At 72.6% G+C, this 23,556-nt stretch carries 20 protein-coding genes; 9 read left to right on the top strand and 11 right to left on the bottom strand.

What is annotated here, in order from left to right; translation table 11 throughout:
• Window positions 1–75 precede the first annotated feature (75 nt).
• The 4 genes from AC0OO9_RS23215 (at window position 76) to AC0OO9_RS23230 (ending at window position 4,460) form a co-directional block, all read left to right on the top strand.
• The gene (locus AC0OO9_RS23215) at window positions 76–1,047 is read left to right on the top strand and encodes a carbohydrate ABC transporter permease (protein WP_132233153.1); all 972 of its coding nucleotides are present in this window, start codon (window positions 76–78) and stop codon (window positions 1,045–1,047) included.
• An 11-nt stretch (window positions 1,048–1,058) separates the two neighbouring features.
• Complete coding sequence (locus AC0OO9_RS23220; RefSeq protein WP_151457311.1) at window positions 1,059–1,901, top strand: carbohydrate ABC transporter permease; 843 nt, start codon at window positions 1,059–1,061, stop codon at window positions 1,899–1,901.
• On the top strand, window positions 1,898–3,328 hold the full coding sequence (locus tag AC0OO9_RS23225; protein WP_484512326.1) for a GH1 family beta-glucosidase: 1,431 nt from the start codon (window positions 1,898–1,900) through the stop codon (window positions 3,326–3,328). The genes AC0OO9_RS23220 and AC0OO9_RS23225 overlap by 4 nt, the downstream gene beginning before the upstream one ends.
• Window positions 3,329–3,413: 85 nt before the next feature.
• Window positions 3,414–4,460, top strand: a complete 1,047-nt coding sequence (locus tag AC0OO9_RS23230; RefSeq protein ID WP_151457313.1) for a LacI family DNA-binding transcriptional regulator — start codon at window positions 3,414–3,416, stop codon at window positions 4,458–4,460.
• Window positions 4,461–4,613: 153 nt separating this feature from the next.
• Here the strand turns inward: AC0OO9_RS23230 and AC0OO9_RS23235 are convergent, their stop codons facing one another.
• Window positions 4,614–5,828: an acyl-CoA dehydrogenase family protein gene (locus AC0OO9_RS23235; RefSeq protein WP_484512328.1), complete on the bottom strand. Its 1,215-nt coding sequence runs from the start codon at window positions 5,826–5,828 to the stop codon at window positions 4,614–4,616.
• On the bottom strand, window positions 5,828–6,913 hold the full coding sequence (locus tag AC0OO9_RS23240) for a phosphotransferase family protein (protein ID WP_484512330.1): 1,086 nt from the start codon (window positions 6,911–6,913) through the stop codon (window positions 5,828–5,830). The genes AC0OO9_RS23235 and AC0OO9_RS23240 overlap by 1 nt, the downstream gene beginning before the upstream one ends.
• A 152-nt stretch (window positions 6,914–7,065) precedes the next feature.
• Between AC0OO9_RS23240 and AC0OO9_RS23245 the strand changes: the two genes are divergently transcribed.
• Both AC0OO9_RS23245 and AC0OO9_RS23250 read left to right on the top strand, forming a co-directional pair.
• Complete coding sequence (locus AC0OO9_RS23245) at window positions 7,066–7,770, top strand: ACT domain-containing protein (protein WP_425871420.1); 705 nt, start codon at window positions 7,066–7,068, stop codon at window positions 7,768–7,770.
• A gap of 209 nt (window positions 7,771–7,979) precedes the next feature.
• Window positions 7,980–9,035, top strand: coding sequence for a GNAT family N-acetyltransferase (locus AC0OO9_RS23250; RefSeq protein ID WP_484512332.1), 1,056 nt, complete (start codon window positions 7,980–7,982; stop codon window positions 9,033–9,035).
• Window positions 9,036–9,069: 34 nt separating this feature from the next.
• On the opposite strand, the gene AC0OO9_RS23255 is transcribed toward AC0OO9_RS23250, so the two are convergent.
• Window positions 9,070–9,465: a VOC family protein gene (locus AC0OO9_RS23255; protein WP_484512334.1), complete on the bottom strand. Its 396-nt coding sequence runs from the start codon at window positions 9,463–9,465 to the stop codon at window positions 9,070–9,072.
• A gap of 102 nt (window positions 9,466–9,567) precedes the next feature.
• Window positions 9,568–11,133 (bottom strand): aldehyde dehydrogenase family protein, encoded by a 1,566-nt coding sequence (locus AC0OO9_RS23260; protein ID WP_484512336.1) that lies wholly within the window; start codon window positions 11,131–11,133, stop codon window positions 9,568–9,570.
• Between the two features lie 445 nt (window positions 11,134–11,578).
• Here AC0OO9_RS23260 and AC0OO9_RS23265 point away from each other — a divergent pair, with 445 nt between their 5' ends.
• Window positions 11,579–14,494, top strand: coding sequence for a glycoside hydrolase family 9 protein (locus AC0OO9_RS23265; RefSeq protein ID WP_484512338.1), 2,916 nt, complete (start codon window positions 11,579–11,581; stop codon window positions 14,492–14,494).
• A gap of 168 nt (window positions 14,495–14,662) precedes the next feature.
• Here the strand turns inward: AC0OO9_RS23265 and AC0OO9_RS23270 are convergent, their stop codons facing one another.
• A complete protein-coding gene (locus AC0OO9_RS23270) occupies window positions 14,663–15,622 on the bottom strand; it encodes a hypothetical protein (RefSeq protein WP_484512340.1) in 960 nt (319 codons plus the stop codon).
• Between the two features lie 91 nt (window positions 15,623–15,713).
• On the opposite strand from AC0OO9_RS23270, the gene AC0OO9_RS23275 reads away from it, so the two are divergent.
• Window positions 15,714–16,238, top strand: coding sequence for a DUF488 domain-containing protein (locus tag AC0OO9_RS23275; protein ID WP_484512341.1), 525 nt, complete (start codon window positions 15,714–15,716; stop codon window positions 16,236–16,238).
• Between the two features lie 139 nt (window positions 16,239–16,377).
• Here AC0OO9_RS23275 and AC0OO9_RS23280 read toward each other — a convergent pair whose 3' ends face one another.
• The 6 genes from AC0OO9_RS23280 to bioB form a co-directional block, all read right to left on the bottom strand.
• Window positions 16,378–18,369, bottom strand: a complete 1,992-nt coding sequence (locus tag AC0OO9_RS23280; protein ID WP_484512343.1) for a hypothetical protein — start codon at window positions 18,367–18,369, stop codon at window positions 16,378–16,380.
• On the bottom strand, window positions 18,366–19,526 hold the full coding sequence (locus tag AC0OO9_RS23285) for a 5'-methylthioadenosine/S-adenosylhomocysteine nucleosidase family protein (protein WP_484512345.1): 1,161 nt from the start codon (window positions 19,524–19,526) through the stop codon (window positions 18,366–18,368). Before AC0OO9_RS23285 ends, AC0OO9_RS23280 begins: the two co-directional genes overlap by 4 nt.
• Window positions 19,523–20,251: an NUDIX hydrolase gene (locus AC0OO9_RS23290; protein ID WP_484512347.1), complete on the bottom strand. Its 729-nt coding sequence runs from the start codon at window positions 20,249–20,251 to the stop codon at window positions 19,523–19,525. The genes AC0OO9_RS23285 and AC0OO9_RS23290 overlap by 4 nt, the downstream gene beginning before the upstream one ends.
• Before the next feature lie 250 nt (window positions 20,252–20,501).
• On the bottom strand, window positions 20,502–21,008 hold the full coding sequence (locus tag AC0OO9_RS23295) for a GNAT family N-acetyltransferase (protein WP_484512349.1): 507 nt from the start codon (window positions 21,006–21,008) through the stop codon (window positions 20,502–20,504).
• Window positions 21,009–21,013: 5 nt separating this feature from the next.
• Window positions 21,014–21,247, bottom strand: a complete 234-nt coding sequence (gene bsaP / locus AC0OO9_RS23300; protein ID WP_484512351.1) for a biotin synthase auxiliary protein BsaP — start codon at window positions 21,245–21,247, stop codon at window positions 21,014–21,016.
• Complete coding sequence (bioB, locus tag AC0OO9_RS23305; RefSeq protein WP_484512353.1) at window positions 21,244–22,239, bottom strand: biotin synthase BioB; 996 nt, start codon at window positions 22,237–22,239, stop codon at window positions 21,244–21,246. Before bioB ends, bsaP begins: the two co-directional genes overlap by 4 nt.
• Before the next feature lie 154 nt (window positions 22,240–22,393).
• Here bioB and AC0OO9_RS23310 point away from each other — a divergent pair, with 154 nt between their 5' ends.
• A complete protein-coding gene (locus AC0OO9_RS23310; protein WP_484512355.1) occupies window positions 22,394–23,530 on the top strand; it encodes an 8-amino-7-oxononanoate synthase in 1,137 nt (378 codons plus the stop codon).
• Window positions 23,531–23,556: the final 26 nt, after the last annotated feature.

Raw genomic sequence — 23,556 nt, forward strand, 5'->3', positions numbered from 1 at the left:
CGGCGCCGTCCCGTTCCGCGTAACAGCGCCTGAGCGTCGGCGCGCGCCCGCGCCGACGCCGGGAAAGGACCCCGCATGAGCCTTTCGGCCACGACGGCGCCGCCGTCGCCCGCAGCACCGCCACCCCGCCCGTCGTCGCGGCACCGGTCCCGGTCGCACTCGCTGACCCGGCTGGACCTGAAGTACTCGCCGTACCTGTACATCGCGCCGTTCTTCGTGGTCTTCGGCATCTTCGGGCTCTACCCGATGCTGCGGACCGCCTGGATGTCCCTGCACGACTGGAACCTGATCGGGGACCACACCTTCATCGGGTTCGACAACTACGTCGCCCTGGTCAAGGACGAGTACTTCTGGAACGCCACCCTCAACACCTTCGGCATCTTCCTGCTGTCGACCATCCCGCAGTTGCTGCTCGCCCTGTTTCTGGCGAACCTGCTCAACCGCACGTTCCTGCGCGCGCGCACGTTCTTCCGGCTGGCGATCTTCATGCCGAACGTGGTCTCGGTGGCCGCCGTCGCGATCGTCTTCGGCATGCTCTTCCAACGCGACTTCGGCGTGATCAACTGGCTGCTGAGCTTCGTCGGCATCGACGCGGTCGACTGGGACGCCGAGCGCTGGAGTTCGTGGAGCGCCATCGCCTCCATGGTCAACTGGCGGTGGACCGGCTACAACACCCTGATCCTGCTCGCGGGCATGCAGGCCATCCCGCGCGACCTGTACGAGGCGGCGGCGCTCGACGGCGCCAGCCAGTGGAAGCAGTTCTGGCGGATCACCCTGCCGATGCTCACGCCGACCTTCGTCTTCGTGGTGATCCTCTCCACGATCGGCGGGCTCCAGCTCTTCACCGAGCCGCTCGTCTTCGCCAACGGCAACATCATCGGCGGCGACCAGCGCGAGTTCCAGACCCTGGCCATGTACATGTACGAGCTGGGCATCGAGAACCTCAACACCGCCGGCTACGGCGCCGCGGTCGCCTGGGCGATGTTCCTGATGATCGCCCTCGTATCGGGGATCAACTTCCTGCTCGTCCGCCGCACGGTGAAGTGAGGAACGCCCAGATGAACTCGGCATCCCGGCGCCTGTGGCGCACCAGCCCGCTGACCTACGTCGCGCTCGTCCTGGCGACGCTGTTCTCGATCTACCCGTTCTACTACATGGTGGTCATCGCCACCCGAAGCCTGGACTCGATCAACGACGTCCCGCCGCCGGTCACGCCGTCCGGGTCGTTCGGCGACAACTTCGGCCGCGTACTCGACAACGAGGCGGCGAACTTCCTCACCGGCCTGCTCAACTCGGTGATCGTCTCCGGCATCGTGACGGTCTCCGTGGTGATCACCGGCTCGCTGGCCGGCTTCGCCTTCGCCAAGCTGCGCTTCCGGGGCCGCAACGCCCTGCTGCTGACGATCATCGTCACCATGATGATCCCGACACAGCTCGGCCTGATTCCGCTCTGGGGCATGATCCAGGACCTCAACTGGTTCGACACCCTCTACGCGGTGACCGTGCCGTTCCTGGTCAGCGCGTTCGGCGTGTTCATGATGCGGCAGTACGCCACCCAGGCCATCTCCGACGAGCTGATCGAGGCGGGCCGGGTGGACGGGGCGAGCACCTTCCGCATCTACTGGAGCATCGTGCTGCCCGCGCTGCGGCCGGCCGCCGCCGTGCTCGGCCTGCTGACGTTCATGGAGACCTGGAACTCGTTCCTGTGGCCGTACGCGGTGCTCACCTCCGAGAACCCGACGCTCCAGGTCTCGCTGGCCTTCCTGTCGTACGCCTACTACACCGACTACTCGCAGGTGTTCGCCGCCACGGCGGTCGGCACTCTACCGTTGGTGATCGTGTTCATCGTGTTCGGCCGCCAGATCGTGGGCGGGATCATGGAAGGTGCCGTCAAGTCGTGAGCAACCCCGCCAGCCCACCCGTCGGCGTCGTCGACGACCGTCCGCCGCTGACCTTCCCGCCCGGCTTCCTCTGGGGCGCGGCCACCGCCGCGTACCAGATCGAGGGCGCGGCGGCCGAGGGCGGCCGGACCCCGTCGATCTGGGACACCTTCAGCCACACCCCGGGACGGGTCGTCGAGGGGCACACCGGTGACGTGGCCTGCGACCACTACCACCGGCTGGGCTCCGACGTCGCGCTGATGGCCGAGCTGGGGCTGAAGTCGTACCGGTTCTCGGTCTCCTGGCCGCGGGTGCAGCCGGGTGGCACCGGCCCGGCCAACGCCGAGGGGCTCGACTTCTACCGGCGGCTCGTCGACGAACTGCTGGGGCACGGGATCGAGCCGTGGCTGACCCTCTACCACTGGGACCTGCCGCAGCCGCTGGAGGACGTCGGCGGCTGGCCGGCCCGGGACACCGCCGCGCGGTTCGCCGACTACGCCACGCTGGTCGCCGACGCGCTCGGCGACCGGGTGCGCTACTGGACCACGCTGAACGAGCCGTGGTGCTCGGCGTTCCTCGGCTACGGCTCCGGGGTGCACGCGCCGGGCCGCTCGGACGGCGCGGACGCCGTACGGGCCGGACACCACCTGATGCTCGGCCACGGCCTCGCGGTGCAGGCGCTGCGCGCGGCCCGGCCGACCGCCGAGGTCGGGGTGACGGTCAACCTCTACCCGGTCACCCCGGCCAGCGAGGCGCCCGCCGACGTCGACGCCGCGCGGCGCATCGACGGGCTGGCCAACCGCTTCTTCCTGGACCCGCTGCTGCGCGGGTCCTACCCGGCGGACCTGATGGCCGACCTCGCCAAGGTCACCGACTTCGGGCACGTGCGCGACGGGGACCTGGCGACCATCTCCACCCCGCTGGACGTGGTCGGCGTCAACTACTACAGCCGCCACGTCGTCGCCGCGCCGGACCCCGACGCCGAGCCGGAGCCGTACTGGCGGGCGCCGTCGTGCTGGCCGGGCAGCGAGGACGTCCGGTTCGTCACCCGGGGCGTCCCGGTGACCGACATGAACTGGGAGATCGACGCCCCCGGCCTGGTGGAGACGCTGCGCCGGGTGCACGAGGAGTACACCGACCTGCCGCTCTACGTCACCGAGAACGGCTCGGCCTTCGTGGACGAGGTGGTCGACGGGCGGGTCGACGACGCCGACCGGCTGGCGTACTTCGACGCCCACCTGCGCGCCGCGCACGAGGCGATCGAGGCAGGGGTGCCCCTGCGCGGGTACTTCGCCTGGTCGCTGATGGATAATTTCGAGTGGGCCTGGGGCTACACCAAGCGGTTCGGGATGGTCCACGTCGACTACGACACCCAGGTCCGCATCCCCAAGTCCAGCGCCAGGTGGTACGCCGAGGTGATCCGACGCAACGGTCTGGCCGCACAATAGGCCAGGGCCAGCCATCAACGGGCGGCCCCGGCGCCACCCCGCACGGGGTGGCGCCGGGGCCGGTCCGCCGTCGGAGGAGCAGACAATGACAACGCAGCGCACCCGGTCGCTCGGGCGCCCGACCCTCGACGCCGTCGCCGCCCGCGCCGGCGTCGGTCGCGGGACGGTCTCCCGGGTGGTCAACGGCTCACCCCAGGTGAGCCCCGAGGCGCGCGCCGCGGTGCAGCAGGCCATCGCCGAGCTGGGGTACGTGCCGAACCGGGCCGCCCGTGCCCTGGTGACCCAACGCACCGACTCGATCGCCCTGGTGGTGTCGGAATCCGGCGACCGGGTCTTCACCGAGCCGTTCTTCGCCGGCATCGTCCGGGGCGTCAGCTCGGGGCTGCTGGAGACCCCGTTGCAGCTCTGGCTGGCCATGGTGCAGTCGCCGATCGAGCGGGAGCGGGTCGAGCACCACCTGACGAACCAGCACGTCGACGGGGTCCTGCTGCTGTCGCTGCACGACTCCGACCCGCTGCCCACCCTGCTGGAGGAGCGCGGCCTGCCCACCGTGCTCGGCGGCCGCCCGGCCCGGATGCTGCAGCCCGGCGCGCAGCCCGCGTACTACGTCGACGTGGACAACGTGGGCGGCGCCCGGCGGGCGGTCGAACACCTGGCTGGCCGGGGGCGGCGGCGCATCGCCACCATCGCCGGCCCGCAGGACATGGGCGCCGGCCTGGGCCGGTTGACCGGCTACAAGGAGGCCGTCAGGGCCGCCGGGGGCGGGGTCGACCCAGCCATGATCGCGTACGGCGACTTCAGCGAGGGCAGCGGGGCGGCCGGGATGCGTCGGCTGCTGGAGGACTGCCCCGACCTCGACGCCGTCTTCGTCGCCTCCGACCTGATGGCGTTCGGGGCGCTGCGCGCGCTGCGCGAGGCGGGCCGGCGGGTGCCGGAGGACGTCGCGGTGATCGGCTTCGACGACGCCCCGATCGCCCGGCAGGCCGAGCCGCCGCTGACCACGGTCTTCCAGCCGGTGGAGGAGATGGGCCGGCAGATGGCCCGCCTGCTGGTCAGCCGCATCCGCGGCGACGAGCTCCCGTCCCCCCACATCCTCCTGGACACCCAACTGATCGAACGCGCCTCCGCCTGACCCACCCACCCCACCCAACCCACCTCCGGGTTGATCATGAAGTTGTCGCCCTCGGCGTCGGCGTTCCGCGACAATAACTTCATGATCAACGGGCCGGGCCGGGCCGGGCGGGGAGCGGGCGGGGCGGGGAGCGCGGGGTGGGGTGTCCTTGGGTCAGTTCGACCAGCGGCGCAGTTCGCGCTTCGCCAGCGACGAACGGTGGACCTCGTCGGGGCCGTCCGCCAGGCGCAGCGTCCGCGACTGGGCCCAGAGGGCGGCAAGCGGGGTGTCCTGGCTGACGCCGGCCCCGCCGTACGCCTGGATGGCCTTGTCGATCACCCACTCGGCCATGGCGGGAGTGGCGATCTTGATGGCCTGGATCTCGGTGTGCGCGCCCTTGTTGCCGACCGTGTCCATCAGCCAGGCGGTCTTGAGCACCAGCAGCCGGGCCTGCTCGATGCGCACCCGGGACTCGGCGATCCACTCGCGCACCACGCCCTGCTCGGCGAGCGGCCGGCCGAACGCGACCCGCTCGAGCGCCCGCCGGCAGAGCAGCTCCAGGGCCCGCTCCGCCATGCCGATCAGCCGCATGCAGTGGTGGATCCGGCCGGGACCGAGCCGGGCCTGGGCGATCGCGAAGCCGGTGCCCTCCGCCCCGACCAGGTTCTCCACCGGTACGCGGACGTCGGTGAAGTCGACCTCGGCGTGGCCGCCGTGTGAGGCGTCGCTGTAGCCGAACACCGTCATGCCCCGCCGCACGGCGACGCCCGGGGTGTCCCGGGGCACCAGGATCATGCTCTGCTGGCGGTGCCGGTCGGCCTCTGGGTCGGTCTTGCCCATCACGATGAAGATCTCGCAGCGCGGGTCCATCGCCCCCGACGACCACCATTTGCGCCCGTCGATGACGTAGTGGTCGCCGTCGCGGGTGATCCGGGTGGCGATGTTCGTCGCGTCCGAGGACGCCACCTCCGGCTCGGTCATGCAGAACGCGGAGCGGATCTCGCCCTCCAGCAGCGGGCGCAGCCAGCGCTCCTGCTGCTCCGGCGAGCCGAACTCGGCGAGCAGCTCCATGTTGCCGGTGTCGGGCGCGGCGCAGTTGAGCGCCTCCGGGGCCAGGTGCGGGCTGCGCCCGGTCAGCTCGGCCAGCGGGGCGTACTGGAGGTTGGTCAGGCCGGCGCCGTGGCGCGGGTCGGGGAGGAAGAGGTTCCACAGGCCGCGCTTGCGCGCCTCGGCCTTCAGCTCGGCCATCACCGGGGGCCGGGCCCACGGGTCGCCGGCGGCGGCCACCTGCGCGGCGTGCACCGGCTCGGCCGGGTACACGTGCTCGTCCAGGAACGCGGTCAGCTCGGCCCGCAGCTGCTCGGTGCGGGTGTCGTAGGCGAAGTCCATCAACGCTCCCTGGCGGCGGTCAGCCCGTGTTCGACCAGCGGTGCCACCATGTCGCCGATCCGGTCGAAGCCCTCGCCGAGCGTCTGCCCGAGCGTGTGCCGGTAGTGGATGCCCTCGCAGATCACCGCGAGCTTGAAGCAGCCGAGCGCGACGTGCCAGTGCAGCGGCCCGACGTCGACGTCGCCGCGCCCGGCGTACCGCTCGATCAGCTCCGTCCCGGTGGGGAACCCGGCGCGCGGCCCGAGCCCGTCGGCGACCGGGTTGCCGGCGGCCGATTCGCTGCCGCCGAGCACGTCCCAGTAGGTCAGCAGCAGCCCGAGGTCGGCCAGCGGGTCGCCGAGGGTGGCCATCTCCCAGTCGAGCACGGCCCGTACGGCCACCGGGTCGACGGTGGCGAGCAGGTTGTCCAGCCGGTAGTCGCCGTGCACGATCCGGCCGGCGTTGGCGCCCTCCGGCACGGTGTCGGCCAGCAGGTCCCGCAGCTCCTCGATGCCGGGCAGCGGCCGGCTGCGGGACCGGTCGAGCTGGCCGGCCCACCGGCGGACCTGCCGCGCGAGGTAGCCCTCCGGGCGGCCGAAGTCGCCCAGCCCGACCGAGGCGGGCTCGACCGCGTGCAGCGCGGCGAGGGTGTCCATCATCGCCAGCGCCAGCTCCCGCCGCTGGTCGTCCGTGAGCGGGTCGGTCTGGGCGCGGGTGCGCAACACCTCGCCGTGCACCCGCTCCATGAGGTAGAAGGGCGCGCCGATCACCTCGGCGTCCTCGCAGAGCAGCAGCGCGGCGGGCACCGGCACGTCGGTCGGCGCCAGCGCGGAGATCACCCGGTACTCCCGGGCCATGTCGTGCGCGGTGGCCAGCACGTGCCCGAGCGGCGGGCGGCGCAGCACGACCTCGTGCCCGCCGGCGTGCAGCAGGTAGGTCAGGTTGGACTTGCCGCCGGCGATCAGCCGGGCCCGCAGCGGGCCGTCGGCCAGCTCGGGCCGGTGCCGGGCCAGGTGGGCGGCGAGCCGGTCGAGATCCAGCCCGCGGGGGGAGGCGGCGGCGGGGCTGCTGCCCGGCCCGTGCGCGTCGACGGCCGGCTCGGTCATCCGATTAGTTGATGGCAGCTCCGCCATGTTGTCAAGGTCGGGAGTTGACCCTCGGGACATGCCGCGGCAACAGGGGCGAAACGGCCACCGGCCAGGCTGGGGCCCAGCCTGCCGGCCAGCGGTGCCGGCCCGCCGAGCGGAGGGGTTCAGACATGTTGCTGCGAGTTCGGGTCACCCTGCCGGACCGTCCGGGCACGCTCGGCCAGGTGGCGCGCACCATGGGCGTGTCCGGCGCCGACATCGTCCAGGTGGTCGTCCTGGAGCGGCTCGGCGGGCGGGCGGTGGACGACTTCACCGTGGTCTGGCCGGGCGCGGCGCGGGTCGAGCGGCTGCTCGCCGGGCTGGCGGCGATCCCCGGCGTCCGGGTGGACGGGGTGTGGCGGGCGATCGGCGCGCCCACCACCTCCGGGCAGGACGCCGAGCTGCTGGCCCAGGTCGCGGCCAACCCGGTCGACGGCGTCGCCACGCTTGTCGACGCCGTTCCCGGGCTGCTCGCCGCCGACTGGGCGGTCGCCGCCGTGGTGCCGGTGGACTGGGCCGCCCGGACCGGCGCCGCCGGGGAGGCGACCGTGGGGTACGCGAGCTGGCGCGCGCCCGTACCGCCGCCGCTGCCGGAGGTGACTCCGCTGCGGGCCCGGGCGATCAGCACACCCGGCGGCGCGCACGTCGCGGTCGCGCCGTTCGGCCGGGCCGGCCTGGTGCTGGTGGTGGCCCGGGAGTGCGCCGGGACGCCGGCCGCGGCGGCGTTCCACGCCACGGAGGTGGACCGGCTGGCGCAGCTCGTCCGGGCCGCCGCGGTGATCCTCGGCGACCGGCTCGACCTGGTCGGGGCGCCGCCGGTGGCCGCGAAGCCCTGAGTCGACCCTCACGTTGCTGAGCCGGCCCGGCGTGGACCTCTGAGCCGGCCCGGCGTGGACCTCTGAGCCGGCCCGGTGTGGACCTCTGAGCCGGCCCGGCGGTGGCGGTCACTGTGGCGCAGGTCGCGCGACGGAAGCGGAGCCGTCACCCCCGGGCAACCGGCGCGCAACAGCCACCGACGAGGGTCGTGGGCGGAAGGGAGCGAACCATGACGCTGTGGCGGATCCGGGCGACGGTGGACGACCGGCCGGGCTACCTGTCGGTGCTCACGGCCAGCCTGGCGCTGCGGGGGGTCAACATCCTCGCCGTGCAGGTGCACACCACCGAGCGGGGCGCGGTCGACGACTTCCTGGTCGACGCGCCGGACACGCTCGACGAGGCCGGCCTCGTCGCCGCCGTCGAGCGGGGGCGGGGCCGGGACTGCTGGGTGGCGCGCAGCGAGGCGCGCGGGCTCGCCGACCAGCCCACCCGGGCGCTCGGCCTGGCCACCCGCCTGGTGCGGGACCCCGACGCGGCCGGGGAGGCGCTGCGCGCCCTGCTCGGCGCGGACACGGTCGCTTGGCGACCGGCGCCCGCCGGCGCCGGCTGCGGGATCGCCGACACGACCATGCTGCTGGAGGATCCGGCCGGCGGGTCGTTCGCGCTGCGCCGCGCCGCGCCGGGCTTCACCCCGGCCGAGTACGCCCGCGCGCAGGCCCTGGTCGAGCTGTCGGCCGCCGTCGCGCGCCGGGCCGCGGAACAGGTCACCCTGGTGCTGCCCGACGGCGCTGAAGTGTCCGTACGGCCGGCCGTCGCCGACGACCTGCCCGGCGTGGTCGAGTTGCACGAGGAGTGCTCGCCGGGGAGCCGGCACCGGCGTTACCTCGGCGGCGCGGGGACGCCGGCCACGGCCCGGCTGCGTCGGCTGCTGGAGCCGGCCCGGGGCGTGACCCTGCTCGCCACGGCGGGCGGCGACGCCGGGGAGGCGGAGTCGGTGGTGGCAATGGCGAACCTGCTCGCCGAGGGCGACGAGGCCGAGGTGGCGCTGCTGGTCCGCGACGACTGGCAGCGACGGGGCCTCGGCTCGGCCCTGCTGCGCCGACTGGTCCGGCACGCGGAACAGGCCGGCTACGTGGCCCTGGTGCTGCACGTCCAGGCGGAGAACACCCCGATGCTGCGTACCGTGCGGCGGCTCGGCCGGCCCACGCCGGCCGAGCGGGACGGCGGCCTGGTGACCCTCACCGTTCCGCTCGTCGAGGGCGCGTCCGCGCGGCACGGGGTGTGAGGTCCGCCGCCGTCCGGACGGCACGGGTGGGGTGTCAGCCGTCGCCCGCGTGGCGGCCCTGCACGCAGAACCGGTTGCCCTCCGGGTCGGCGAGCACCACGTACGGCGGCTCGGTCGGGTGCGGGTCGGCGGGGTGGTGCGGCCAGTCGACCCGGTGGGCGCCGAGCGCGACCAGTCGGGCGACCTCGTCGTCGAGGGCCGTCCCGCCGGCGTCGAGGTCGAAGTGGATCCGGGGAAACTGCTCGGCCGGGCTCTCGCTGAGGTCCATGGCGAGGGCGGCGCCGGGCTGGCCGGGCGGCGGTTCCAGCACGATCCAGTCGTCGCCCGGATAGCGGGGCGGGCGGCGGCGGTAGCCGAGCGCGGCGGCCCAGAACGCGCCGGCCCGCTCGCAGTCGGTCACCCCGAGGGAGATCTGCGCGAGTGTGGACACTTGTCGATGCTAGCGACCAGGTGAGCCGCCGTGGCGGCCGTCGGGTGTCAGGAAGGGCACCCTGCAATCGCCACGCGTCAGCAGGGTGCCCTTCCTTGCACCTCAGGTCGTCGGGTAGCTGTTGTAGTCGGGGAAATTGCCGTAGAGGCGGCCGTCGCCGCCCTGGGTCACCGCGTGCACCAGCAGGTCTCCGCCGACGAAGGCGCCCTTCCAGGACGCGCCCCGGCCGCCGAACGGCTCGTCCCGGTCGCCCCGGGAGCGCGGCTTGTTGATGCCCACCTTGAACGCCTGGAGGTCGACCGCGAGCTTGCCGGCCAGCTCCTCGTCGTCGCAGGCCAGCGAGGCTACCAGCGCGCCGTTCGAGGCGTTCATCGCGGCCAGCAGCTCGTCGGTGGTGTCCACCACCACGATGGTGTCGACCGGGCCGAACGGCTCGGCGTGCATGAGCCGGGACCGGCCGGGCGGGGCCAGCAGCACGGACGGCGCCACGTACGCGGAGGTGTCCTGCCCGTCGAGGAACGGCGCGCCGGTGAGCTTGCCCCGGTGCAGCGGCACCGCGCCGCCGCGTACCGCCTCGTCGACCTTGCGGCGCAGCTCCTCGGCCTTGGCGGCGCTGATCAGCGGGCCGAAGTCCAGCTCGGGCAGCGGGTCGCCGGCGGTCCAGTCGTCGCCGACGGCGAGTGGGTGCCCGAACCGGACGGAGCGGACGACCGGCAGGTACATGTCGAGGAACTCGTCGACGAGGTCCCGCTGGACCACGAAGCGCGGGTACGCGGTGCAGCGCTGCTTGCCGTACTCGAAGCCCTTCTTGAGGTGCCCGGCGAGCAGGTCCCACTGGGAGAAGTTCCAGATGCCCCAGGCGTTGAGGCCCTCCTGCTCGATGAAGTGCCGCTTGTCGGAGTCGAGCAGCGCGGCGGCGACCTTGCCGCCGTTGGAGCGCCCGCCGACGAACGCCACCGCGCCGATCTCCGGCGCCCGGACGAGCACCTCGGACAGCTCCTCGCCGCCGCCGGAGACCAGGGTGGCGGGCAGCCCGGCGCGGCGCATCAGCGCGTGCGCGACGGTGAGGCAGACCGCCCCGCCCTGTGACGGGGTCTTGGCGATGACCGCGTTGCCGGCGAGCAGCTGCACCAGCTCGGCGTGCACGAGCACGCTCATCGGGTAGTTCCACGACGCGATGTTGCTGACCGGTCCCGGCAGCGGCTCCCGGCCGTCGGCGAGCATCCGGTCGATCTCGTCGACGTACCAGCGGACGCCGTCGAGCGCCCGGTCCACGTCGGCGCAGGCCAGCCGCCACGGCTTGCCGATCTCCCAGACCAGCAGCAGGGCGAGCAGGTCGCGGTGGTCGGTGAGCGCGTCCAGGGCGTCGGCGACCCGGGCCTTGCGGTCGGCGAGCGGGGTGTCGGCCCAGGCCCGGTGCGCGGCGGCGGCGTGCGCGACCGCGGCGCGGGCGGACTCCGCGTCGAGGCGCGCCAGGTTGACCAGCACGGTGTTGTCCACCGGCGTACGGACGGGGCTGGGGGTGCCCACCGCGTGCCAGTCGCCGCGGACGAGGTTGTGCAGGGTGGTGACACCGTCGACCGGGGAGCCGAACGCCTCGGGCGCGGCGGCCACCGCGCGGGCGAGGGTGTCGGACCAGGCGGTGCCGTCGGCGAGTCGTAGAGCCATCGCGATCTCCTCAGGTTGGCCGGGGGAGCGGCAACGTCGATGGCACCGCTGGTGTGGGCGTACTGTCGCGCGCCGGAAAGGGGCGGGCAACAGTACGTTCGTATGCCGGAACGCCCGGCCCGTCTCCCGCCCGGCCGCGACGCGCGTCTTCGCCCGCCCGTCCCGGCGATGACCTGCCCGTACGCCGTAAATCGATCCATGAATATCGATGGTGTGACGTACGTCAGGTGCGCAGGTAAGGGCTTTCCTGTCAGCCGTCCCGCGCGGGCGCGCCCCACGGGCGTCTTCACAAACCGACGACCGCCGCATTACATTGTCGGTCATCCATGGGAGCGCTCCCGGGCCCGTGGCCGCACCCCCCACCACCCTCGCCGGCACGCCCCGACCACCACCCCCGCGCGCCGTCCCCGGTGCCGCCGGCGACGCCACCGACAGGAGCCCCGTCATGCGTCACCCGAGACGTCCGCGCCGGCCGGGCGAGCAGCCCTGGCTGCCCCGCCTGCTGGCCGCCGGCAGCGCCCTCGCCGCCGGCCTCGCCCTCGCCGTCACCGCCCCGGCGCCCGCCTCCGCCGCGACGCCCGCCGCCGGGGGCGCCACGCGGACCGCGCCCTCCGCCGCCGCCTTCAACTACGCCGAGGCGTTGCAGAAGTCGCTCTACTTCTACGAGGCGCAGCAGTCCGGCCCGCTGCCCGACTGGAACCGGGTCTCCTGGCGCGGCGACTCCGCGCTCACCGACGGCGCCGACGTCGGGCTCGACCTCACCGGCGGCTGGTACGACGCCGGCGACCACGTCAAGTTCGGCTTCCCGATGGCGTTCAGCGCCACCATGCTCGCCTGGGGCGCCGTCGAGTACCGCGCCGGCTACGTCGCCTCCGGCCAGCTGCCGCACCTGCTCAACAACCTGCGCTTCGTCAACGACTACTTCATCAAGGCGCACCCGGCCCCCAACGTCCTCTACGGGCAGGTCGGCAAGGGCGACGACGACCACAAGTGGTGGGGCCCGGCCGAGGTGATGCCGATGGCGCGGCCCGCGTACAAGATCGACGCGAGCTGCGGCGGCGCGGACCTGGCGGGGGAGACGGCGGCGGCGATGGCCGCGTCGTCGATGGTCTTCCGGCCCACCGACGCCGCCTACGCCGACAAGCTGCTCGGGCACGCCAGGCAGCTGTACACGTTCGCCGACACGGTGCGCAAGAGCTACCACGAGTGCATCACCGACGCGACCAGCTTCTACCGCTCCTGGAGCGGCTGGCAGGACGAGCTGGTCTGGTCGGCGATCTGGCTGCACCGGGCCACCGGCGAGGCCGCCTACCTCGCCAAGGCCGAGAGCGAGTACGACAAGCTCGGCACCGAGAACCAGAGCACCACCCGCTCCTACAAGTGGACAATCGCCTGGGACAACAAGCAGTTCGGGGCGTACGTGCTGCTGGCCAACCTGACCGGCAAGCAGAAGTACGTCGACGACGCCAACCGCTGGCTCGACTACTGGACCGTCGGCGTCAACGGGCAGCGGGTGCCGTACTCGCCCGGCGGGATGGCCGTGCTCGACTCGTGGGGCGCCCTGCGCTACGCGGCGAACACGTCCTTCGCCGCCCTCGTCTACAGCGACAAGACCACCGACGCCACCCGCAAGGCCCGCTACAAGGACTTCGCCGTCCGGCAGATCAACTACGCGCTCGGCGACAACCCGCGCGCCTCCAGCTACGTGATCGGCTTCGGCGCCAACTCCCCGAAGAACCCGCACCACCGCACCGCGCACGGCTCCTGGTGGGACAGCCAGACCGTGCCCGCCGAGACCCGGCACACCCTCTACGGCGCGCTGGTCGGCGGCCCGTCGGCGGCCAACGACGCGTACACCGACAACCGGTCGGACTACGTGATGAACGAGGTCGCCACCGACTACAACGCCGGCTTCAGCTCCGCGCTGGCCCGGCTCGCCCAGGAGTACGGCGGCACCCCGCTCGCCGGCTTCCCCCGCGCCGAGACGCCCGACATCGACGAACTGACCGTGGAGACCACGGTGATGCAGGCCGAGCCGCGCGCCACCGGCCTCAAGACCATGATCTACAACAAGTCGGCCTTCCCGGCCCGGGCCCTGACCGACGGCAGGTTCCGCTACTACTTCCGCCCCGACGGCACCGGCCCCGTCACGGTCACCCCCGGCTACACCCAGGGCTGCCCGTCGCCGGCCACGGCCAGGCAGTTCTCCGGCGACATCTGGTACGTCGAGGTGGACTGCACCGGGCACACCATCGCGCCCGCCGGGCAGTCGCAGCACCGGATGGAGGTGCAGTTCAAGATCGGCGTGCCCGAGGGCGGCACCTGGGACCCGACGAACGACCCGTCGTACCAGGCGACGGCCGGGCCGAACCGGAAGGTCACCCTCTACTCCGGCGGCACCCGGATCTGGGGCGAGGAGCCCGGCCCGGCCACCCCGGACACCACCGCGCCGACCACCCCCGGCACCCCCGTCGCCTCGGCCGTCACCGCGACCGGGCTGACCCTGACCTGGCCCGCGTCGACCGACGCCGGCGGCAGCGGGCTGGCCGGCTACGAGGTCACCCAGGCGCAGGTCGGCAGCGACGCGCTCGTCCTGCTCAACTCGACCACCAACACCCTGGCCGTGACCCGGCTGCTGCCCGAGCGGACGTACCGCTTCACGGTGCGGGCCCGCGACGGCGCCGGCAACCGCTCGGCCGCCTCGCCCGTGGCCGAGGTGACCACGCCCGCCGCCCCCGCACCCGACACCGTCGCGCCGACCCGCCCCGGCACCCCGACCGCCTCGGCGGTCACCGCCACCGGGCTCACCCTGAACTGGGCCGCGTCGACCGACAACGTCGGCGTCACCGGTTACCGGGTCTACCGCGAGGCCGGCGCGACCGACGCGCTGGTCGGCTCGCCCACCGGCACCACCGTGGCGGTGACCGGGCTGACCGCCGCGACCGCGTACCAGTTCTACGTGGTGGCGGTGGACGCGGCCGGCAACGCCTCGGCGGCGTCCGCGCCGGTCGCCGTCACCACCGCCGACCCGCCCGCGTCCGGCGGCTGCGCCGTGACCTGGACGACCAGCGGCTGGGACAGCGGCTTCACCGCGAACGTCACCCTCACCAACACGGGCACCACCGCGATCGACGGCTGGACGCTCGCCTTCACCTTCCCCCACGCCGGGCAGAAGGTCGGCCAGGGCTGGTCGGCGACGTGGACCCAGACCGGCGCCGCGGTCACCGCCACCAGCCTCTCCTACAACGGCCGGCTCGCGCCGGGCGCGTCGACCGGCTTCGGCTTCAACGGCACCCACACCGGATCGAACCCGAAGCCCACCGCGTTCACTCTCAACGGCACCCCCTGCACCGTCTCCTGACGCACCACCCCCTCCGGTGGCGCGGACGCATCGCCGTTCGCGCCACCGGCGGCCTGGCGCGCACGTCACCGCCCGTGCCACCGGCGGCCTGGCGCGGACGTCACCGTCCGCGCTGCCGGCGCGATCTTGGACAGTTGCCGTTCCGCGAGAACGGCAACTGTCCAAGATTCATCCCTCGGGGCGCCAGCCCGCCGCCGTCAGGGCGCGGCGGAGGGAGTCGGCCACCTCGTCGGGGCGGGCGCGGACCAGCCACGCCGGGAAGCGGAGGATGCGGTCCCCCGAGGTCCAGACGTCGTTCTGGCGACGCATGTCGGCCGCCCAGTGCCGGACGTCCATGTGGTGCGCGCCGTCGATCTCGACGTGCAACCCCCACTCCCGCCAGTACGCGTCGAGCCACCGCGTCCGCCCGGCGGCGTCGGCGCGCCGCTGCTGGAGGTGAGGCGCGGGCAGGCCGTGGCGGCGGCAGAGCCGGACGAAGTCGATCTCCGAGAGCGCTTCCGCGCCACCCGCGATGTCGGCCACTGTCTGCCGGATCAACGCCCGCCGATGGGCCCGGGGCAACGCGTCCAGCACCGCCGACAGCTCCGCCGGCGTGACCCGTCGCTGCTGACAGCCGGCCGCCAGCACCGCCTGCGCCTCGTCGACGGTGCGGGCCCAGCCGGCGGTGTCCACCAGCGCCCGGGCGGTGGTGGTCCGCGGCGGGCGGGCGAGCTGGAGATGCGCCGCCGGCAGCACCGACGCGCGGTGCACGACGACCGCCGGCATGTCGATCGGCAGCCGCCCCAGCACGCCACGACCCGCCCGCCGGTGCGCCGGCACGAGCACGTGCAGCGGCTCGCGCCGCAGTCCGCGTACGCCCGCCTCGGCGGCAGCCGTCGGGCCGGCCAGGACAGCACCGGAGCCGGCGGCGAGCACCGCCACCCACAGCTGCTGGTCCCGGGTCAGCCGGCCGTTGCCCATCAGCACGACGCCCCGGCAGATCGCGCGCCACCGCCCGGAGCGCACGCGTCCGCGTACGGTGCCCTCGGTCAGCGAACGGATCGCCCGGGCGGTGGTGACGACGCCGGCCTGCTCGAACGCCAGCCAGTCGAGCGCGTCGGCCTCGTCGGCCGGAAGGTCGGGGTGCACCCGTCGCAGCCTCGCCGCCGGCCGCGCCGCCCGCCGCCCCGCGCGGGGATCCCGGGCGGTAGCCGCCCGCGATTCGGGGCATTCCCTCCTCGTGGAGTTGCTGACGGTGGGGCACGGGGCGGCCGATCGGGAGCGGCTGGGCGAGCTGCTGACAGGCGCCGGGGTCGCGCTCGTCGTGGACGTGCGGCGGTTCCCGGCGAGCCGGACCAACCCCGACGTACGCCGGGAGGAACTGGCCCGCTGGCTGCCGGCGGCCGGCGTGGACTACCGCTGGGAACAGCGCCTCGGCGGCCGGCGGCACACCCCGGCCGGCACCGACGAGCCGGACACCTGGTGGACCGTGGCCGCCTTCCGGGCGTACGCGGCGTACACCCGTACCGCCGACTTCCAGGCGGCGCTGGACGCGGTGCTGGCCGACGCGGCGGGCCGGACCACGGCGGTGATGTGCAGCGAGAGCGTCTGGTGGCGCTGCCACCGGCGGCTGATCGCCGACGTCGCCGTGCTGGGGCGCGGTGTGCCGGTGTCGCACCTGATGCCCGACGGCCGGCTCACCCCGCACCGCCCCGCCGAGGGCGCCCGCCGGCTGCCAGACGGCGACCTCGTCTGGGACGGCTGAAAAACTTCCTGCCGAGTCACCCGTGCGGCGAGGTGCGGGGAAACGCAACCATCACAGGGCGTGTTTTGAGTGGCAGGCCGATTTGGGGCCGCCAGATCCCAACCCGGAGCGCTCCGCGATTGCCTGCCGCGACGGCTGCTCAGTCGAGCAGACCGCGTACGGTGCTCGCCAGGTTGGCGAGTCTGGCATCGGCGCGGCTGCGTCGGTGTCTCACCCATTCCTTGCCCTCTGCGGCGATCCCTTCAAGCACGTGCAGGGTGTGGCTGAGCCCGGAGGCATCCAGCGACAATTCGGCGATTCTCGTCGGGTCCTCGTTGTGCTGGAGCGCCTCGTTGTCGGACTCGCTCACCAGGACCGAGACCGGTTCCCCGCTGAACAGTGTCAACTCGAAGGTCTGCTGTCGGGCCGCTATTCCGTCGATCCGGACGGCGGCGACAGCGTCGAACCGATAGTTGAGCCGCTGCGTTGTGCGGTCCACGGCGGCCTCGAAGTCCAGATCGATGTTGACCTGCCTGACTCCGTCGTCGGTGAGTAGGAAGAGCAGCAGGCGGTAGCGCGAGTACCGCCACGGACCGCGTGGGTACCGCGCCTTCTTGCAGGAGTTGGCGGGCGCCTCGATGAAGGCGTGCGCGATCACCTGACTCGGGCGAAGCCGGTACTGCTGCATGGCCTGGTCGACCAAGACCTTACGGTCACCCTCCAGCCAGGCGGCCATCTCGGTGTCCGACGGTTTGTCGGAGAGTTTGCGCTGCCACCGGTGGTACGCCGCCCACCTGGCTGCCTCCTTGTCAGCTCGCTCCGCCTCGTCGGCGGTCACCCTGCGGCGTTCGGCGACAATCCGGAACGACGAGCGCACCGCCGGCACCGCAGACGCCACCGCGAGTAGGCACCAGGCGATGCCTTGCAAGGGAGCGGACAGCACGGCGGCAGGCACAGCCCACAAGCTGCCGGCAGTCAGGGCGACCAGCCCACCGATGTGAAGTGCCACAGTTGTGCCAGGGGCCTGGAGCTGATGGCGGTATGCCGTCAGCGTGTCCCGTTCCCACTGGTCGCGGACGTCGCCCACCAGGTATCGGACGAGCCAGGCGATTCGCTCGGCCTCGATGCGCCGCTCACGGTAGATCTCGACCAACTCGTCCCGCAGTTGTCGTCGAATTCCTGCCGTTTGGGCGAGCCAGTAGGCGCGGTCGGTCCCTCGCGGGACGTATCGTCCGAAGTAGCGGTTGAAGAGCCGGTCTACCTTGCGGGCGAAGCCCTCCGGGGGCGCTTCAGGGCGACGCTGACGGGGCGGACGCATCTCGGCGTCCTTTGTCCGCAGGCGCGTCCTTCGGTAGTAGCGGTCTGCCCCGCCGATACAGAAGGCGGCCAGGCCGGCCAGGCTGACGAGCAGACCGAGGATCGAATCGAGGTGGCCGTGAGCCGCCACGAGTACGGTCAATTGAACGGCGGCGAATATGAAGAGAGCCGTCCCCACACCGGCGCGTAACCAGTCACTCAAGGCGACAGCGGCGGGCTCGACCGGTAAGGTCCTCGGCTGTGCTGGCGTGGGGTGGAAGAACTTCCAGACCCGGTTCAGCCGGTCATCCGCCGTGCGTTGCGTCCTCGCGAGAGTGACAGATCTTTGCCACATCTCATCCTGCATGGCACCTTCGAGTAGTGCATCGAGGTGACCGTAGATCCAGTCGCGTTGACGCTGGTTCAGCGCGTCAATCTCCTTGATGACGAGCTCTGCCTCGGCGGCGTTGACCGGACCCAGGATCCGGATGATGGCCTTCAAACCCGCTGCCCATTCGTCATGGTCATGAAGTTCAGGCAGGCTGGTGCAGATGGCGTCGAGGCGGTCCAATTCCTCTGTACCGAGCTGTCGTAGGGTGCGTCCGCTCAACAGCGCGATCAGCCGGTAGAACTGGACCTCTGTGGTGGCGTATCCGCCGGCCACCGCCTTCTCGATGAATCTCCGTGCCTCATCGCGAACCCGCGCGTGGAGGTACTTCAAGGCGGCGTCGAATTGTTCTTCGGGACTCGGATCTGGAGGCAGACGATAGAAGTTGACGTCGCCGTGAACGATCCCCGCCTGCAGATCGACGCGAGCCTTGCCTTGGGCGACGTTGGTCGCCGTGGGGCTTGTCACGACATCCCCCGCACCGTGGCGATGATGACTGCTAGGCGCGTTGCTAGCTCAGTCACGTCGGCTACCAGACCCCGCAACCGCTTGAGCGCGACGAGCAGGCCGCCCCGCTTCTCGGAGGTGTCTGCTGAGAGGCAGCCGGTTGCCGCGGTTAACTCCGACTCGGCCGCCACATAGGTTTCTTCGTCGAGTTGACCATCGAGGTGGGCCTGCTTGAGGTGGTTCCGGAGATCGGCGATGCTCGACGCCAAATCGACTGGCCCGTCCGGCTCTACGCCGATAACGACGTTGCCGTGGATCTGCCCGGCCTGCACCCCGACCCGGGCGTTGCCGGTAGCGATGTTTCGGTTGGTCATACGCATTGGCTGGCTCCCGTCCCGGCCCGCGGCGCCTGATCGGCTAATCGGGCCATCGTTGATCAGTTCCTGTGCCAGTGCGGTGGCGAAGGCGGCGGCGTGGCGTGCCGCCCTCGGCTGCCAGTTCCTTCCGTCGGTAGCTGTCTTGCTGCCGTCGGCGCGATCACTGATACCGCGTACGACCACCACGGGAAGGGCCCGGTTGAGGTGACCGGCCTGTGCTACGCCCGCCGCCTCCATCTCGATCGCCACGGCGTCGTTGTAGTGCTGCCGGATCCAGTTGGCCTGCGCGGAGATTGCCGAGTCCTGCACGACCTCACCAGCGGCGATAGGTCCGAAGTGGACTATCGGGGAAGAGTCGTTGGGTAGGCCGTGGCGCCAGCTGCTGCCTCTGGCAACGTGATGCGCGACCTGGTCAGCCTCGTGCGGGATCTCCCACGCCTTTGGTCGGGCCTTGAGGCCGTCGTCCTCGCTGGTGCCGCCGTGGTAGGCATAGATCTTGCTCGCGACCACGACATCCCCGAGCTGGATGTTGGGCCACAGGCCCCCGGCCACTCCCACGAACAGCACCGCCGCCGGAGCGAATTCCGCCATTGCGCGCTCGGCGAGGACTGCGGCCGGATGATTGCCTTTGCCAACCAGGGCAAGCGCGACCCGGCAACGACTCTGGCTTACTCGGCCCACCTCGAAACGGGTACCGGCGGCGTGCCGATGTACCCGCAGTTCGGTCAGTCGGTCGCGGACCGCTTCGTACTCGAGGTTCAGGGCCGTGAGGATCACGACGAGACCGCTGTTCGTGCTCACGTTGTCTCCTTGCCAATTGGACTGGTAGGTCTGGTCATCGGGGGATGCAGCGCTGTGCGAGGGCCAGGTCGGAACAGCCGCGCGGGACGGCCACCCTCCGTCTTCCGGGTGCCTCCGGCGGGAACGATGAAGCCGTCCACGCCCTGCACCTTCCGGTAGAAATTCCGCGGATCGAGCTGTACGCCCCATACCGCCTCGTAGACGTTCTGCAGTTCGGAGATGGTGAAGGTCGGGCCGCAGAACGCGGTGGCGAGGGCGGAGCGCTCCAACTTTTCCCGGGCTCGGTCGACACCGTCCGTGAGGATCTGTCCGTGGTCGAAGGCGAGCCGCGCTTCGCCGGCCAGCGCCTGGGTCACCGGCGTCCAGCAGGCGGCAGACGCGTCGGTGCCGGCGATCGGTTCAGGCAGCCGAGGGGCGACGGCCAGGTAGGCCACAGAGACCACCCGGCCCCTAGGGTCCCGCCCGGGTCTGCCGTAGATGCCCAGTTGTTCGAGGTGCACCTGATCTGCCCCCACGCCGGCCTCCTCGGAAAGCTCCCGATGGGCAGCAGCCAAGAGGTCTTCCTCTTCATGGCTGAGGAAGCCGCCAGGCAGGGCGAGAGCCCCCTGATAGGGCTCGACGCCACGCTCGATCAGCAGCACCTGCAGACAGGATTCGCGCAGCGTGAGGATGACGAGGTCAACCGCGAGCAGAACGGCCGGGGCAACCCAGCGATCGTCGGACATGAGTCGACCATAGGCTTCCTGTCATACTGACAGGAAGCCCGCCGGGTGTCAGATTTCGGCAGTATGTCAACGGACGTCAGTCGTCAGCCAGGGCAGTTGGAGCAAATGCGCCTGCGGTATCAATGCTTGATCAGGGCAAACAGACGCGGACGGTTCGGCCGGCGGTGACCAGCAATGCAGTGGCTGTGATGGTCAGGGAGGTGCCGCTAACGCTCGGTGTTGCAGTGAGACGGCCCGGTGGCCCGCCGGGTCAGTCGGCCAGTTCGTCGGCGAGCAGGTCCATCAGCAGCCCGTCGTGCCACCGCCCGTCCTCGCCGCGCTCGTAGCGGCGCAGCACGCCGACGGGGCGGAAGCCGACCTTCGCGTACGCCCGGACGGCCGCCGTGTTCGCCGCCGCCGGGTCGATGGTGAACCGGTGGTGACCGTGCTCGTCGATCAGGTGCCGGACCAGGGTGCGGATCGCGTCCCCGCCGAGCCCGGCGCCGCGTACCGCCGGGTCGAGGAATACGTCCATGCTGGCGTGCCGGTAGTCGGGGTCTTCCTCGGCGTACCACTGGATCGCGCCGACCACCCGGCCGTCGTGCTCGATCGCGTACACCGTCAGGGCCTCGTCGGCGAGGTCGGCCCGGACGGCGGCGGCGAGGTCGTCGCCGCCGCGCCACCAGCGTCGGACCTCCGGGGTGGCCCGGATCGCGGCGAGCGCCGGCACGTCCCCGGCGCCCGCCGGCCGCAGGGTGACCGCCCGGCCGCGCAGCATCCGCCTCAGCCCCGGATCTCGCCGTGCTCGACGCAGACCGCCGCCCAGCCGACCGGCAGCACCTGCACCTTCATCCGGCGGCGGCAGTGCGCGCAGAAGCGCGGCGGCTCCAGTGTCCGGGCCGCCGCGCACCCGTCGTGCGACCCGGCCGCCACGGCCTCGCCGCAGCGGTCGCACCAGACGGCCGACGTCCCGCCGGCCGCCGTCGCCGCGTCACTCGTCGTCACCGGGGCGCTCACAGCGTCGCGGAGAGCGCCTTGACCGGCATCTTCAGGTCGTCGAGCAGCTCCAGGTCGGCCGTCGCCGGCCGGCCCAGCGTGGTCAGGTAGTTGCCGACGATCACCGCGTTGATGCCGCCGAGGAGGCCGTCGCGGGTGCCCAGGTCACCGAGGGTGATCTCCCGGCCGCCCGCGTACCGCAGGATGGTGCGCGGCATGGCCAGCCGGAAGGCGGCGATGGCGCGCAGCGCGTCCTTGCCCTCCACCACCGGCCGGTCGCCCAGCGGGGTGCCGGGGCGGGGGTTGAGGAAGTTCAGCGGCACCTCGTGCGGGTCCAACTCGGCGAGCTGCGCGGCGAACTCGGCCCGCTGCTCCACCGTCTCGCCGAGGCCGAGGATGCCGCCGCAGCAGACCTCCATGCCGGATTCGCGGACCATCCGCAGGGTCTCCCAGCGCTCCTCCCAGGAGTGCGTGGTGACCACGTTGGGGAAGTAGGAGCGGCAGGTCTCCAGGTTGTGGTTGTAGCGGTGCACGCCCATGTCGACAAGCTCGTCGACCTGCTCCTGGCTGAGCATGCCCAGCGACGCGGCGACCTGGATGTCGACCTCGGCCCTGATCGCGGCGACGCCCTCGCGCATCTGCTTCATCAGCCGGGCGTCCGGGCCGCGCACGGCCGCCACGATGCAGAACTCCGTCGCCCCGGTCGCCGCGGTCTGCTTCGCCGCCTCGACCAGCGACGGGATGTCCAGCCAGACCGACCGGACCGGGGAGGTGAACAGGCCGGACTGCGAACAGAAGTGGCAGTCCTCCGGGCACCCGCCGGTCTTCAGCGAGACGATCCCCTCGACCTCCACCTCGGGCCCGCACCAGCGCATCCGCACCTCGTGGGCGAGCTGGAGGGCGGCGGGCAGCTGCTCGTCGGGCAGGTTCAGCACGGCGAGGACGCCGGCCTCGTCGAGACCGACGCCGTTCTCCAGCACCTGGGTTCGGGCCTGGTCGAGGATCTCTGGCATGGCTCGTACCCTACAAGGCCACCTGGCCGGGATGAACGGCCCGCGTGTCGGCACCCGGACGCAGGGGTGGACACGCCGGGCGCTGGCCGGCGGGTGGTAATTTCGCCCGGCGGAAGCGGCCGACGGCGGCCGGCCGGGCGGCGTGGGGGTGACGGTGGCGGACTGGCTGGCGGCGCTCGACCGCCGCGCCGAACTGCGCGCGAAGGCGGGGCTGACCCGCCAGCTGCGACCGCGGGCCGCCGGCGACGTCGTGGTCGACCTGGCCGGCAACGACTACCTCGGCCTGGCCATCCACCCCGAGGTCACCGCCGCGGCGGCGCGGGCGCTGTCGGCGTACGGGCTGGGGGCCACCGGGTCGCGGCTGGTGCGCGGCTCCACCGACGCCCACCACGCGCTCGAGGACGCCCTCGCCGACTGGCTCGGCGCCGAACGGGCACTCGTCTTCTCCTCCGGCTACCTGGCCAACCTCGGGGCGGTCCGGGCGCTGGTGCGGCCCCGTACGCTGCTCGTCTCCGACGCCCACAACCACGCCTCCCTGATCGACGGCTGCCGGATCTCGGGCGCGGAGACCGTGGTGACCCCGCACGCCGACGTCGCGGCGGTGGCCGCCGCCCTCGCCGCCGCGCCCGGCCGGCCGGCGGTGGTCGTCACCGAGTCGGTCTTCTCCGTCGACGGCGACCTCGCCCCGCTGGCCCGGCTGCACGCCGTCGCCCGGGAGCACGGCGCGCTGCTGCTGGTCGACGACGCGCACGCCCTCGGGGTGACCGGCCCGGCCGGCGCCGGGGGAGTCGCCGCCGCCGGCCTCGCCGGCCAGCCCGACGTGGTCGTCACCGCCACCCTCTCCAAGGCCCTCGGCGGCGCGGGCGGGGTGGTCGCCGGGCCGGCGGAGTTCGTCCGGCACGTGATCGAGACCGGCCGGACCTTCATCTTCGACACCGCGCTGCCCCCGGCCGTGGCCGCGGGCGTGCACGCCGCCGTCGGGCTGGCCCGCGCCGGCGACGACCTGCGCGCGGAGCTGGCCGGGCGGGCCGCCCTGCTCGTCCGCCGGCTGGGCGCCGCCGGGCTGGCGGTCTCCGCCCCCGACGGCGCAGTCGTCTCGGTCACCGCCCCCGGCCCCGAGGCGGCGAGCGCCTGGGCGGCCGACTGCCGCGACCGGGGAGTCGCCGTCGGCTGTTTCCGGCCCCCGTCCACGCCGGACGGCCGGTCCCGGCTGCGGCTGACCATCGGCGCCGGCATCCCCCGGGCGGACTTCGAGCGGGCCCTGGAGACCATCGTGGAGTGTGCCCCGTGAGCGCGAGGAGTGAGCGGGGTTTGCGA

This window comes from Micromonospora sp. USAFONa4, from assembly GCF_057197825.1.